At 55.8% G+C, this 13,308-nt stretch carries 14 protein-coding genes; 5 read left to right on the top strand and 9 right to left on the bottom strand.

Annotated elements, in window-relative coordinates; genetic code table 11:
* Window positions 1-50 precede the first annotated feature (50 nt).
* Window positions 51-1,457: a type I glutamate--ammonia ligase gene (gene glnA / locus AC2FEB_RS05245; RefSeq protein WP_117868600.1), complete on the bottom strand. Its 1,407-nt coding sequence runs from the start codon at window positions 1,455-1,457 to the stop codon at window positions 51-53.
* Between the two features lie 41 nt (window positions 1,458-1,498).
* The gene (locus AC2FEB_RS05250; RefSeq protein ID WP_117868601.1) at window positions 1,499-1,837 is read right to left on the bottom strand and encodes a P-II family nitrogen regulator; all 339 of its coding nucleotides are present in this window, start codon (window positions 1,835-1,837) and stop codon (window positions 1,499-1,501) included.
* Between the two features lie 171 nt (window positions 1,838-2,008).
* On the opposite strand from AC2FEB_RS05250, the gene AC2FEB_RS05255 reads away from it, so the two are divergent.
* The 3 genes from AC2FEB_RS05255 (at window position 2,009) to tig (ending at window position 6,559) form a co-directional block, all read left to right on the top strand.
* Complete coding sequence (locus AC2FEB_RS05255) at window positions 2,009-3,610, top strand: NAD(P)H-hydrate dehydratase (RefSeq protein ID WP_496671390.1); 1,602 nt, start codon at window positions 2,009-2,011, stop codon at window positions 3,608-3,610.
* 308 nt (window positions 3,611-3,918) lie between these two features.
* Window positions 3,919-5,043 (top strand): porin, encoded by a 1,125-nt coding sequence (locus tag AC2FEB_RS05260; RefSeq protein WP_496671387.1) that lies wholly within the window; start codon window positions 3,919-3,921, stop codon window positions 5,041-5,043.
* Window positions 5,044-5,227: 184 nt separating this feature from the next.
* Window positions 5,228-6,559, top strand: coding sequence for a trigger factor (tig, locus tag AC2FEB_RS05265; protein ID WP_496671385.1), 1,332 nt, complete (start codon window positions 5,228-5,230; stop codon window positions 6,557-6,559).
* 101 nt (window positions 6,560-6,660) lie between these two features.
* On the opposite strand, the gene AC2FEB_RS05270 is transcribed toward tig, so the two are convergent.
* The 6 genes from AC2FEB_RS05270 to rpsF form a co-directional block, all read right to left on the bottom strand.
* Window positions 6,661-7,515, bottom strand: coding sequence for an acyl-homoserine-lactone synthase (locus AC2FEB_RS05270; protein WP_117868604.1), 855 nt, complete (start codon window positions 7,513-7,515; stop codon window positions 6,661-6,663).
* A 107-nt stretch (window positions 7,516-7,622) separates the two neighbouring features.
* Window positions 7,623-8,324 (bottom strand): autoinducer binding domain-containing protein, encoded by a 702-nt coding sequence (locus AC2FEB_RS05275; RefSeq protein ID WP_117868605.1) that lies wholly within the window; start codon window positions 8,322-8,324, stop codon window positions 7,623-7,625.
* A gap of 236 nt (window positions 8,325-8,560) precedes the next feature.
* On the bottom strand, window positions 8,561-9,046 hold the full coding sequence (locus tag AC2FEB_RS05280; protein WP_496671380.1) for a transglycosylase SLT domain-containing protein: 486 nt from the start codon (window positions 9,044-9,046) through the stop codon (window positions 8,561-8,563).
* 155 nt (window positions 9,047-9,201) lie between these two features.
* Window positions 9,202-9,822 carry a 50S ribosomal protein L9 gene (gene rplI, locus AC2FEB_RS05285; protein WP_117868607.1) on the bottom strand — a complete coding sequence of 207 codons (621 nt, stop codon included), beginning with the start codon at window positions 9,820-9,822 and terminating at the stop codon, window positions 9,202-9,204.
* A 12-nt stretch (window positions 9,823-9,834) separates the two neighbouring features.
* Window positions 9,835-10,062: a 30S ribosomal protein S18 gene (gene rpsR, locus AC2FEB_RS05290; RefSeq protein ID WP_005608650.1), complete on the bottom strand. Its 228-nt coding sequence runs from the start codon at window positions 10,060-10,062 to the stop codon at window positions 9,835-9,837.
* Window positions 10,063-10,090: 28 nt separating this feature from the next.
* Complete coding sequence (rpsF, locus tag AC2FEB_RS05295) at window positions 10,091-10,444, bottom strand: 30S ribosomal protein S6 (protein ID WP_117868608.1); 354 nt, start codon at window positions 10,442-10,444, stop codon at window positions 10,091-10,093.
* 284 nt (window positions 10,445-10,728) lie between these two features.
* Here rpsF and AC2FEB_RS05300 point away from each other — a divergent pair, with 284 nt between their 5' ends.
* A complete protein-coding gene (locus AC2FEB_RS05300) occupies window positions 10,729-11,247 on the top strand; it encodes a hypothetical protein (protein ID WP_117868609.1) in 519 nt (172 codons plus the stop codon).
* Between the two features lie 125 nt (window positions 11,248-11,372).
* Window positions 11,373-11,945, top strand: coding sequence for a YceI family protein (locus AC2FEB_RS05305; RefSeq protein ID WP_496671375.1), 573 nt, complete (start codon window positions 11,373-11,375; stop codon window positions 11,943-11,945).
* 59 nt (window positions 11,946-12,004) lie between these two features.
* On the opposite strand, the gene AC2FEB_RS05310 is transcribed toward AC2FEB_RS05305, so the two are convergent.
* Window positions 12,005-13,231, bottom strand: coding sequence for a cytochrome b/b6 domain-containing protein (locus tag AC2FEB_RS05310; protein WP_496671372.1), 1,227 nt, complete (start codon window positions 13,229-13,231; stop codon window positions 12,005-12,007).
* Between the last annotated feature and the right edge of the window lie 77 nt (window positions 13,232-13,308).

Raw genomic sequence — 13,308 nt, forward strand, 5'->3', positions numbered from 1 at the left:
TGACAAGGGCGCCCAAACGGGCGCCCTGACAATTCGTTCCAGTACTCAGCTTAGCAGCTGTAGTACATACCGTACTCCACCGGGTGCGGCGTGTGCTCGTAGGTTTCCACCTCTTCCATCTTCAGTGCGATGTAGCCGTCGATCTGGTCTTTGGTGAACACATCGCCCTGAAGCAGGAAGTCGTGATCGGATGCCAGAGCTTCCAGAGCCTCGCGCAAGCTGCCGCAGACGGTCGGGATGTCAGCCAGTTCCTCGGCGGGCAAGTCGTACAGGTTCTTGTCCATCGCCTCGCCGGGATTGATCTTGTTCTTGATGCCGTCCAGGCCGGCCATAAGCAGGGCGGCAAACGCCAGATAGGGGTTGGCTGCCGGATCGGGGAAGCGCGCTTCGACACGTTTGGCCTTGGGGCTTTCGGTCCATGGAATACGCACACAACCTGAACGGTTGCGTGCCGAATAGGCGCGCAGAACAGGGGCTTCAAACCCGGGGATCAAGCGCTTGTAGCTGTTGGTCGACGGGTTGGTGAAGGCGTTCAGGGTCTTGGCGTGTTTCAGGATACCGCCGATGAAGTACAGCGCCTCGTCCGACAGGTCGGCGTATTTGTCGCCAGCGAACAGCGGCTTGCCGTCTTTCCAGATCGACATGTTCACGTGCATGCCGGTGCCGTTGTCACCTGCGATCGGCTTCGGCATGAACGTGGCCGATTTGCCGTAGGCGTGCGCGACGTTGTGGATGACGTACTTGTACTTCTGCAACTCGTCGGCCTGCTTGGTCAGGCTGTCGAAGATCAGGCCTAGCTCGTGCTGGCACGAGGCCACTTCGTGGTGGTGCTTGTCGACCTTCATGCCCAGGCGCTTCATGGTCGACAGCATTTCCGAACGCAGGTCCTGAGCTTCGTCGATGGGGTTGACCGGGAAGTAGCCGCCCTTGACGCCCGGACGGTGGCCCATGTTTCCCATCTCGTATTCGGTGTCGGTGTTCCACGACGCATCTGTTGCATCAACTTCGAAGGATACTTTGTTGATGCTGTTTGAAAAACGAACGTCATCAAACAGGAAGAATTCAGCTTCGGGGCCCATGTAGGCAACGTCACCGATACCGCTGGACTTCAGGTAGGCTTCGGCTTTCTGCGCGGTTCCGCGCGGGTCGCGGCCATAGGCTTCACCGGTGTCGGGTTCAACGATCGAGCAGTGCAGACACAGTGTCTTTTCAGCATAGAACGGGTCGATATAAGCCGATGTCGTGTCGGCGATCAGTTTCATGTCCGAGTTTTCGATCGACTTCCAGCCTGCAATGGACGAGCCGTCAAACATGAAGCCTTCTTCCAGGAAGTCTTCATCGACCAGATCGACGTCCACCGTCACGTGCTGCAGCTTGCCGCGCACGTCAGTGAAACGGATGTCGACATAGGCGACGTCTTCTTCGCGGATTGTATTGAGAACTGCGTCTACGCTCATTCCCTTGGTCCTTCTGATAGATGTGTCAGTAATCTTGTGGGTTATAGTGCGTCCGAGCCGGTTTCACCGGTCCGGATACGAATGGCTTGGTCGACGGGGGACACGAAAATCTTGCCGTCTCCGATCTTGTCGGTTTTGGCGGCCGACACGATGGCCTCGACGGCGGCGTCGACCTGGTCGTCGTCCAATACGACCTCGACCTTAACCTTGGGCAGAAAATCGACGACATACTCGGCGCCGCGATACAGCTCGGTATGGCCTTTCTGGCGACCGAAACCCTTGACCTCGATGACGCTGAGGCCCTGGACGCCCACATCCTGCAATGCCTCTTTCACTTCGTCCAGTTTGAACGGCTTGATGATCGCTTCGATCTTTTTCATCCCGGTTCACCTTGAATGGTTGTCTCAGGGGCAGTGATCACGTCTAAGATCGGGCGGCAATGTGATTGCGATATCGTGCGGGTCGGAACGCTTGGAAAAACGGCTTGGCGCTAATTTTTGAGCGATATGCACAAAAAGTAATCAAAATAGAATCGAGCGAGGGGTGAAAGGATGGAATTGCTGACAGCGGCACAGATGCGGACCATCGAGCAAGCCGCCATCACATCCGGTGAGGTGACCGGTCTGGAGCTGATGGAGCGGGCCGGGCAGGGTGTTGTTGACGCGATTTTCGAGGAATGGCCGGTGTTGGACAGGCGAGGGGCCAGCCCCTCGCGCTCCCCGGGGTATTTGGGGCCAGATGAAGAGGATCCGCTGCGCGCAGTGGTGCTGTGCGGACCAGGCAACAACGGAGGTGACGGGTTTGTTGTGGCGCGGCTTTTGCAGGAGCTGGGGTGGGAGGTTGAGGTGTTTCTTTACGGGAACCCGGAAAAGCTGCCACCGGATGCGCGGGTGAATTATGAGAGATGGGAAACAAAGAACGAAGTTTGCGTATTCGCCGTCGACCCCGCCCCGTTAGAGGATGATTTTCTTCGGTTTCCGAATGAAATTGACCTGGTGGTCGACGGGGTTTTTGGCACGGGTCTCACCCGACCATTTGCGGGTGTGTTTTCAATGTTGACCAACGCACCGGCTAGAACCCTGCTGCGAGATCGAGGCGTAAAGGTCGTCGCAATTGACGCGCCAAGCGGCTTGTGCGCCGACAGTGGTCGCATTCTTGGCGATGCGATAGTTGCAGACATGGCGGTGACGTTTCATAGCAGAAAGCTGGGGCATGTGCTGGGTGATGGTCCGGTAACCTGCGGAACGGTACGAACCAAGTCGATTGGCCTCGAAACATGGGAGGACAGTCAGATCGTTCACATGGCCCATCCCGACAGGATGAAGCTTTTGAAAGCTTCGGTCGACCACAAATATTCGCATGGCCACGCTTTGATCCTGTCCGGAGGCTCGGGCAAAACAGGTGCTGCGCGATTGGCGGCGCGGGGGGCTTTGCGGATTGGGGCGGGTCTGGTGACGCTGGGCGTGCCGCCGTCAGCGCAGACGGAAGCGGCCAGCCAGATCACGGCCCTCATGTTGCAGCGGGTGGACGGGACCGATGATTTGTCCGAAATACTGGAGGATACGCGCCTGAATGCGCTTTGCCTGGGGCCTGCGCTTGGATTGGCGAGGGCGCAGGCACTTGTGCCTATGGCCTTGGCCGCACGGCGGGCAACCGTGTTGGACGCGGATGCTCTGTCAGCCTTTGCCGAGGATCCCGACACCCTGTTCGCGCATTTGCACGGCAAATGTGTACTCACGCCGCATGGCGGGGAATTCGCCCGGTTGTTTCCGGATGTTGCCGGGGAGATGAACGCGCACCCGACCAAGGGACCGGCGTATTCCAAGGTGGACGCAACGCGTGCTGCTGCAAAACGAGCTGGGTGCGTGATTCTGTTCAAGGGTCCGGACACGGTGATCGCTGCGCCAGACGGACGATGCGTGGTCAACGCGGCCGTATACGAAAGAGCGGCCCCCTGGCTGGCGACCGCTGGGGCCGGCGATGTGCTTGCAGGATTCATCGCAGGTCTGCTGGCGCGAGGTTTTTCGCCGATACAGGCGGCGGAAACTGCGGCGTGGTTACATGTGGAATGCGCGCGCCAGTTCGGGCCGGGTTTGATCGCGGAAGATTTGCCGGAACAGGTGCCGGACGTTTTGAAAAAGTTGAATATCTGAGTGGGTTGGGCGTGGAACGGCTCAATTCACGGCGAGTCGGCGGAAATTCGCCGTCAAGGTCCGCGTCAATGCAGACCGAATGTTTGCCAGACGCATAGCCGGAGGCCACAATTCATTTGCACAATTTGCTGTAAACTTGTGGTAAGATTCGTAACTGTATGATTTATAATGTTAAATGGTCGCGTATTCGATGAGATCTGTTGCGAATTTGCAATGTTTGCGAGGGAGTGAATGCGGACCACTGGAACGCTCGCAGTTTGTAAACAATTGGACAGTACCTGAACCCCGAACCTTTCATGGTGAGTGAAATGAACCTTAACATTAAACCGATATCAGTAGCCGCTGTTCTGACTGCGACGACCGCCATCCCGGCTGCGGCGGAAATGAAGTACGAAAATAATAGCGGCGGATATGTACTGCTGTATGGACAGCTGCACCCCGCCTTGATCTCGGTGGATGACGGACAGGATACCGAGACCCGAGTTCTCGACAACGATCTGTCGAACAGCCGTGTCGGCCTGCGTCTTGTGCAGCCATATGGAAGTAACGAGTTCCAATTTTGGTTGGAAACAGGCCTTGGCCTGCCGGGTTCGGCGTCGGCCGATCAATTCGGAACCAACGCAGATGGTTGGAATCGTGAAGACATTCGCCACGTGGATTTTTCGCTGAAAGGTGGCTACGGCAAGTTTTCGGCAGGTCAGGGCAGCATGGTCGCTGATGGAGCCGCAGAGGTTGATCTGTCATATGTCGGAACCGCGCTGTATTCGTTTACCAACGATGAAAATGCAGGGTTCTTCTATCGCGACACGACCGGTTTTCTGAGCGGTATTACGGTTGGCGACAGCTCAAGCAACTTTGACGGCGCGCGCCGTGGACGGGTGCGGTATGATACCCCAGCCATCAACGGGTTTTCGGCCGGTTTTGCTTATGGTCAGAACATTTTGTCCAGCAGCGATGATGACGATTATTACGACGTCGGCCTGTTCTATGAAAACACCTTTGCTGGCGGTGTGGAATTCGCGGCAGCCGTTGCCTATTCGGTGCGCGAACGCGATGACAATTCGGGCGACCGCAAAGACACCATTGGTTCGGCGTCTGTTCTGCTGCCCAGCGGTTTGGGCTTTACGGTTGCAGGCGGTACGCGCGACGATGACCAGGCCGGTGCTACGGATCCGAACTATTGGTATGGTAAGATCTCGTACGAAGGCAACTGGGTGTCCTGGGGCAAGACCGGCGTCGGCATCGACTATTATGATGGCTCGGATTTCGAGAGCAACGGCTCGGATACCAAAGCCTGGGGTATCGCGGTCGTGCAGAAGGTCGAGGCGTTCAATACGGATGTTTACCTGAAATACCGCAACCACGATTTCGATGACGGCACATCCTTTGACAACAACGAAGCATGGGTTCTGGGCGCACGCTGGAAGTTCTGATCGTCTGACTGATCCAAACGCGAACGCCCTGGTTTCCGGGGCGTTCTTTTTTGCGGTTTTGGTGATCAAATACCACTGGATTCAGCCTTTGCCCCTTGCGCGTGGGCGGCTGGGCAAATAGAAGGCGTCAAATTTGCCCGGCGCGCCCTTTTTGCGCGCCCCGAATCCTATGGGGACTACCATAATGCAGGTTACCGAGACGCTGAACGAAGGTCTGAAACGTGGCTACAACATCGTTGTGTCCGCAGCCGAGCTGGACGAGAAGGTCAACGAAAAGCTGACTGAAGCGCAGCCGGAAATCGAAATGAAAGGTTTCCGCAAAGGTAAAGTGCCAATGGCGCTGCTGAAAAAGCAGTTTGGCCAACGCCTTTTGGGCGAGGCGATGCAGGAAACCATCGATGGCGCCATGAACAAGCATTTCGAAGACAGCGGTGACCGCCCCGCGCTGCAGCCCGAGGTCAAGATGACCAATGAGGACTGGAAAGAAGGCGATGACGTTGAAGTCGCCATGTCCTATGAGGCGCTGCCAGCGATCCCGGAAGTCGACCTTAAATCAGCGAAGCTGGAAAAACTGATCGTCAAAGCTGATGATGCGGCCGTCGAAGAAGCGCTGAACAACCTGGCCGAAACCGCTCAGGACTTCAAAGCGCGCCGCAAGGGGTCGAAGGCCAAGGACGGAGACCAGATCGTGTTCGATTTCGTCGGTAAGGTTGATGGCGAGGAATTCGAAGGTGGTTCGGCAGAAGATTACCCGTTGGTTCTGGGCTCGAACAGCTTCATCCCTGGCTTCGAAGAACAGCTGGTTGGCGTGAAAGCCGAGGAAGTAAAAGACGTCAACGTCACGTTCCCTGAGGAATACGGTGCCGAGCATCTGGCCGGCAAAGACGCTGTTTTCACCTGCACCATCAAGGAAGTTAAAGAACCGGTTGCAGCGGAAGTGAACGACGAACTGGCTAAGAAATTTGGCGCCGAAGACCTGGAAGCCCTGAAAGGCCAGATCGCAGAACGTCTGGAAGCCGAATATGCCGGCGCGTCGCGCGCTGTGATGAAGCGTGCTCTGCTGGACGCATTGGATGAGAAAGTCTCGTTCGATCTGCCGCCGTCGCTGGTTGAAGCCGAAGCAAAGCAGATTGCGCATCAGCTGTGGCACGAAGAAAATCCTGAAGTCGAAGGCCACGACCACGATCCGATCGAGCCCACGGACGAGCACAACAAGCTGGCCGAGCGCCGCGTGCGTCTGGGCCTGTTGTTGGCTGAACTGGGCCAGAAGGCCGAGGTTGAAGTTACCGACGCCGAGATGACACAGGCGATCATGAATCAGGCGCGCCAGTACCCGGGTCAGGAACGTCAGTTCTTTGAGTTCGTGCAGCAGAACGCGCAGATGCAACAGCAACTGCGAGCGCCGATCTTTGAAGACAAGGTTGTCGATTACGTGTTGGAACTGGCTCAGGTCACTGACAAGGAAGTCAGCAAGGACGACCTGCAGAAAGCTGTCGAGGCACTGGAAGAGGAATAATCCTCTTCCTTCCCTTCATCAGCAGAAGGGACAAAAAAACGGAGCCGCCTGAAATCAGACGGCTCCGCATGGGTGGCTTTTGTATCTATGAGGTGAGGGGGTCAGGCCTCATGAGCAAAAGCACGGGGGGTTTCTAAAAGAGCGGTTCTTTGCTCTGGCGTGAAAGTATCCGTGAGCGCTTCGATCAGCTTAAGGACGTCCTGCCGTTCAGCTTCCGTTTTTGCAGCGCTCATCTGTTCCACAAAGTATTTCTCGAGGTCGGTAAGTGGTTTGTGATCCTGGTTCGCCGGGTTTTGTTCTGCGGCTTTCTTCGCGGCAAACAGATCCAACGCCTCTTCTTCGTCCATAAAGACATCGTTGTGAATGCCCGCAAACTCACGCAGGCCGGCGATGCGTTCTTCCGTGCAGTCCAGCAGAGCGGCCAAGGCATGAACTTTGCCCATTGGCACTGTTTTGCCGACATAGTCGTATGGAGCGCAGTTCGAACGCTTCAGCACCCGATCCATGACCGGATCGATCACGGTGATGATGTCCTGAATACCTGCATTCTTTGCATATTCCAAAGATCCGATCATCAACTCGCAAGTTGCGTATGAGACCGAGTTCTTTTCTTTGCCACGAGTGAGGCGTTGCGTGTCTACGCAGAAGCGGGTCGATTCCCACATGGTTGCGCTGCGAAGTGGTGCTTCGCCACAAAGAATCGACGAAAAGACATCCGACAACATGTGAGGTCCGGTGGTCTGGAGGGCACGCACGGCTGCGACGACATTCCCCTCGTCGTCGAGTCCGATTACATATGCCGGGTCCAGGTGATCGAACTCGTCGATTTCTTTTCCGTCTTGAATGTTAACGTCCCATCCTAGACGTCCCCCAAAAACACGTGCTCTCAACTCGAACATTTCGTCAAGAACTTCGCTGAACAAATGTCTGTTCAGGCCATCTACCACGATGATCATTTCTTCCCCCTTCGAGTGGTTGTTCGGTAACCTTGAAGTTACCGGACTCGGGGAGTTTTTCTATTGGGGGTTTCCCGTATTTTGGCGAAATTTGGCGTTTTTTTTGTTTAACTTGGGGTAATAAGCCCAATTGCAATCGCCCGGCCAACGGCCTGAGGGGTGGTCAGCGCACTAAGCTTTTCTCGGCTGGAACGCAAGTGCACTTCTACGGTTCGGTGCGAAATAGACAAAATATCGCCGATGTCCTGTTGCGATTTCCCTGCCGCGACCCACTGCAAAATCTCTGTTTCACGTCTGGAGAGCGTTGGATGATACAGCGCGCTGGTCAATTCGTCCGACGAAACGACGTTGTCATGGATGTGCACCGCCATGGACTGCAAGTCACTGATGACATGCGTGTATAGCTTGCGCCATTCCTCTTTGCTGCAGTTGCGCGTTGCGCTCAACAGGCCGATATCCCCGTAGGGACCGCGCACGGGTATTGTAACGCCTTGGTTGGGCAGTCCAAAATCATGGGCATCCCGGAATACACGTTGGAAGTCAGGGCTTCGCTCCAAGCGGCTCCAATCCACTGGCGCAATGCTGCGGCGGGCCATATGGATGGTCGGGTCGATCATGATCAGACCCTGGTTTGTGTAGTGCTCATTCCAGGCATCGTCATACGTCACAAAGCCGGCCACCGTGCCAGCAGCAGGGTTCATGCCAGCATAAGCGGCATGATCCATGTCATGCTTCTCACAGATTTGCCTTAGAAATTCGGTGTAACGAACCTCGGAATCCGGCAGTGTGCTCAGATCGACAATTTCCATGTGGTGCCTACTAGCTGCGGCCCATCTTACAGCTCGATGGTGTCGTCGAGCATGCATATAACACAGAGTGGAACCCGTTTACCTCACCGAGTCAGAACACCACACTTTCCTAAACATGACAAGGCGAGGTACTAATTGTCTGCTCATTTCAAAATATTGAGACATTCAATAGAACATTTTTGTCACTATTCGGTAAAAAGTGCTAAAATCACGCGGCTTTCTGACGCCAATCACCGTCAGTTGGCGGATTTCAGTCCAGTTTCCACCAACAATCCGCGCGCTTTGGCCTCGGGGTAAAACCCTTTGGCATAGAGAAATATGGCCCGATCCTGATTGCCATCAGACAGAAGCCAGGCGCCGCGAAGGTATTTCCCGGCAAACTCGAGGTTGGTGTCCGCGTCCAACAGGCCTTTGGCGTTTCCGGTGTATCCCATAGAGCGCGCGGTAGCCGGAAGGATCTGTAGCAGGCCGTAATAGGGGCGGTTGACGGCCCAGGGGCGATGTGTGCTTTCGCGAATAGCCAGCTTGTGAACAAGCTCTCGCGGAAGCTGGTAGTGGTCTGCCCATTTGTTGATCGACGCGCGAAGTTCCGGCGTTTCGTTTGGATAAAGCGGAGGGTTGAATAGCGGTGTTTCTGCCTTGGATACTACTCCTGCACTGCAAGCAGCTATCGGTGCTGTCAATAAGAGTGCCAAGAAATTGCGACGGGTGAACGAGGGCATTTTGTTTCTCCGGACTTCGAGTGGCAATGATATGGCCTGAGTATTTTGCTGCAAGATTGTGGATGGAGTTGGGCTGAAATTTGCTGGTTTGGCTCGGAAACACAAAAAAGGCCGCGCTGAAGCACGGCCTTAATAGTATTCGAAGCGTCGCCGGATCAGGCTTTGGCTTCGTCTTCCTCAGCAGGGGCTGCTTCCGAAGCCAGCTCTTCGTCCTCGGACGCGGCCGAGCCGATGTCGTCAAACAGTTCAGCAATCTCGAATTCAGCGGCTGCTTCTTCTTCTGCGGCCAGTTCCTGGATCGATTTGCCCGAGGCTTGCAGTTCGGCTTCTTCTTCCGAACGCGCCACGTTCATTTTGATTTCGACTTCGACTTCGGGGTGCAGCTTGACTGCAACAGAGTGCAGGCCCAGCTCCTTGATCGGATTGATCAGGATAACCTGCTTTTTGTCGACGGTGAATCCGGCTTCGGTTGCAGCGTCTGCGGCGTCACGCGGGGTGACCGAGCCGTACAGAGCACCTGCATCTGATGCAGAGCGAATCACTACGAATTGCTGTCCGTCCAGCTTTTCAGCCAGTGCTTCGGCTTCTTTCTTGGTTTCCAGGTTGCGTGCTTCCAACTGCGCTTTCTGGGCTTCGAACGACGCGATGTTGGCGTCCGATGCGCTCAGGGCTTTGCCCTGGGGCAGCAGGAAGTTTCGGGCGTAGCCGGACTTTACGTCAACGACGTCGCCCATCTGACCCAGTTTCGCAACGCGTTCGAGAAGGATAACTTGCATGTCAATCTCTCCTTACTTCACGGCGTACGGCAGCAGGGCGAGGAAGCGGGCGCGCTTGATAGCACGGGCCAGCTCACGCTGCTTTTTCGCCGAAACGGCGGTGATGCGGGATGGAACGATCTTGCCACGCTCAGAGATGTAGCGCTGCAGCAGACGGGTGTCTTTGTAATCGATCTTCGGCGCGTTCTCACCCGAGAACGGGCAGACCTTGCGGCGGCGGAAAAATGGTTTTGCGGCCATGGTTTAGTGTCCTTTTCTCAGGCGTTGATCAACGACGCTCGCGGCGGTCGCCACGCTCGTCACGCTTCTGCATCTGAACCGATGGGCCATCGGTGTGGCCATCGACCTTGATGGTCAGAACGCGCATGACATCGTCATGCAGACGCATCAGGCGTTCCATTTCCTGAACCGCACCCGAGGGGGAATCGGTTTTCAGAAAGGCATAGTGGCCCTTGCGATTCTTGTTGATCTTGTAGGCCATCGTCTTGACGCCCCAATACTCGCTGTCGACAAGCTTGCCGCCGTTGTCAGCCAGAACGGTGCCGAAATGTTCGACGAGGCTTTCCGCCTGCGCGTTGGACAGATCCTGACGCGCGATCATTACATGCTCATACAGTGGCATGTGCACTCCTGTTTATATCAAGGCGCATTTCATAGGCGGGGCCATCCGGTCCTTCGCGACCCTGCCACGAGAGGCTGCGCGATTCATTTGATTGCGAAGGATGGCCCCGTATACACGTTTGAACTACAGGAGCAAGCCCCGCCACATGTGCCTTTGAGACGCCGCCCATTTTCCTTTGGGCCGCCCAATTGCTGACGCTTTTCGGCTCAAAGTTGTTTTGCATACCGGACGTTACCCGGAACGAAACTGAAATTCGACAGTAACCTGATAAAGGGTGAAGTGTTATGACCGCGACAAATACAAACACATACCGGGAAGAAGCGGCAAGCTCGCGCTTTGAGCATTCGGTGCCGGTAATGATCGCCTTTGCGCCAAACTGGAAGGCCCGTTTGATCCTGGCGCGGTTGGTAGGAGCGTTCCTGATCTTTTCGGCGTTTTCGATGTGGCTCATGCCGGGTTCGATCGTTGGCGCAGATGTCTGGCCGATCAAGATGGTGGCCTCGATGCTGTTTCTGATCGTCGGTGTCAGTTTGCTGACGATTGAAGTCCTTGATCAGCGCCCGGATGCCTATTTTGATCCGATACGTCGTGAAGTCCGTGTTCTGCAAAAGAACGAGGACGGGCGCCCGCAGACGGTGTTGCGCCGCAGCTATGAGTCGCTGGGTGGCGCACGTTTTGAAGAAAACGAAGTTCACCTGTTTGATGTGGACGGAAGCCTTTTGATGAAGCTTCCCCTTGAATCGGCGGATGTCAGCCGAGCGCTGAAGGGACAGCTGAGCAAGAGCGTAACAATTTTCGGCTGAATTTTATTCTGTTCAAAAAGGAACAGATGCTGTGACTCGAAAAAGGTTGTGTGCCGCCAATAGGCGGCACATTTTGTTTGTAAGCAACCCAGACGGTTTGCATTCACAAAAACGCGGAGATTGTTATGAAATCCACCCTTCTTGCTGCTGCACTGGCCGTGTCGGCGACCACGGCATTCGCCAGCGCCGAGAAATACGTGTTGGACTCGAGCCACAGTCAGGTTGTCTTCAGCTATGACCACTTGGGCTTTTCAACCACAACCGGCATGTTCTCGGGTTTTGAGGGCGAAATCATGTTTGATCAGGAAGATCCCGCCGCCTCCAGCGTAAGCGTATCCATGCCGGTACTGGAAATGTTCACTGGCTGGAAACCGCGTGAAGATCACTTCATGACCGAGGATTTCTTTGGTGCGGCCGAGGGCGATCTGATCACCTTTACCTCGACGGGTATCGAAGTGACGGGTGAAAACACTGCCAAGATCACCGGCGACCTCACCATGAACGGCGTGACCAAGTCCGTTGTTCTGGATGCCAAATTGAACAAGGTTGATACCCATCCAATGGCAAACAAGCCATGGGCCGGTTTCAACGCCACCACAACTCTGGTCCGTAGTGAGTTTGATTTGGGCCAGTTCGCACCGTTTGTCAGCGACGAAGTGCAGGTGCAGATCTCGGTCGAAGCGCAAAAAGCCGAATAATCGCAAGACAACGAACAATAAAACCGCCGGTGATAGGATCACCGGCGGTTTTTTTTGCATTACTGTCCGCGAGACGCAGCGAGTTCTACGGTCACTGTTACGGTGAAGCCGAGCGAGTCTTCTGTGGGCTGTGATGTGCCTACGTCAAAATCCAACCGGTTCAGGTCAACCGAGCCAGCCATGGTCGCGGTGCCGTCCTGAAGGTCCAGCGAAAAGGGGAGTGTGATATCGATCGTCTTGTCACGGATTGTCAGCGGTCCGCGTGCTTCGTATCCGCTTTCGGTTCTGAAAAGGTCAGCTGTGAACTGGGCCGTCGGAAACTGGGCGTTGTCGAAGAAATCCGCCCCCATGGCCTGTTCAGTTACGGTTCCGAGGCTGAGAGATCCTATTGCAATCGTGACTTCGGCGGACCCGGCCGGGCCGGGGTCAGTGGGTTCGTCAAAAGCAATTGCGGCCGTCCAGTCGGAGAACGAGCCGGTGACAGGGCTGCCCAATTGCGAGATCGTAATGGACAGGGTGCCGTTCTGAACCTGCCAGTCTGATTGCACCTCGGCCAGTTGGACATCGGCGTCATCATCGTCGGCCTCACGTGCAAACTCGCCAGAGACCCAGCCGCCGGTGAGGGCAAGCGCCCAAACGGCCACCGCGGCGACGGCGGGGACAAGGGAATGGTGCTGCCGTGGAGGCTCCGGTGCGTCAGACCCACCCGGCAACATCCTGCGTAACGTGCTGTCTTTGTCTATGACGTGATGCTTCAACGCTCCGGCAACATGCAGGACCAGCGCGCCGACGAGCGTCCACATGAACAGCCAATGCAGAACGCCTGTCACCTCGGCCACAATGGTTGATTTCGGTACAAAAGGCAGATTTTGGCCGAAGGGCCAGAGGATTGGAGCAAACCCTTCGGTTGCGGCGTGGTGCACCCAACCGGTGAGTGGCACAAGCACCAGTGACCCATAGAGAAGCCAGTGGACAGTTTCGGCGGCGAAAGCCTCGGGCTTGTTGTCGGCATTCAACAGGCCGGGCTTGGTTTGCGTGAAGGCCCACACTATCCGAGCCAAAGCAACGAAGAACACGGTGACGCCAACGGTTTTGTGCAATGAGAATATGCGCGCCGCGCGTGCGATTTCGGCCTCGCTTGGGGCTATGGGGGCATGCAATACGGCGTAGGCTAGGTTGTCCGCGATCCAGCCGAGCGGCAGGGCCGTGAAGATCAGCAACGCGGTGAGCCAGTGAAACGTCTTTGCGACACTTCCGTAGCTTGAGAAGGAATTGGTCGAGGCCATGGGTGCAACGCTCCGGGATTCTGTGCTGCGCCCAAGTTAAGGTTATCGGAGGTCGGCACAAGTAAGCGCTTGTGCAC

It is taken from the genome of Ruegeria sp. YTSC106 (assembly GCF_059609765.1).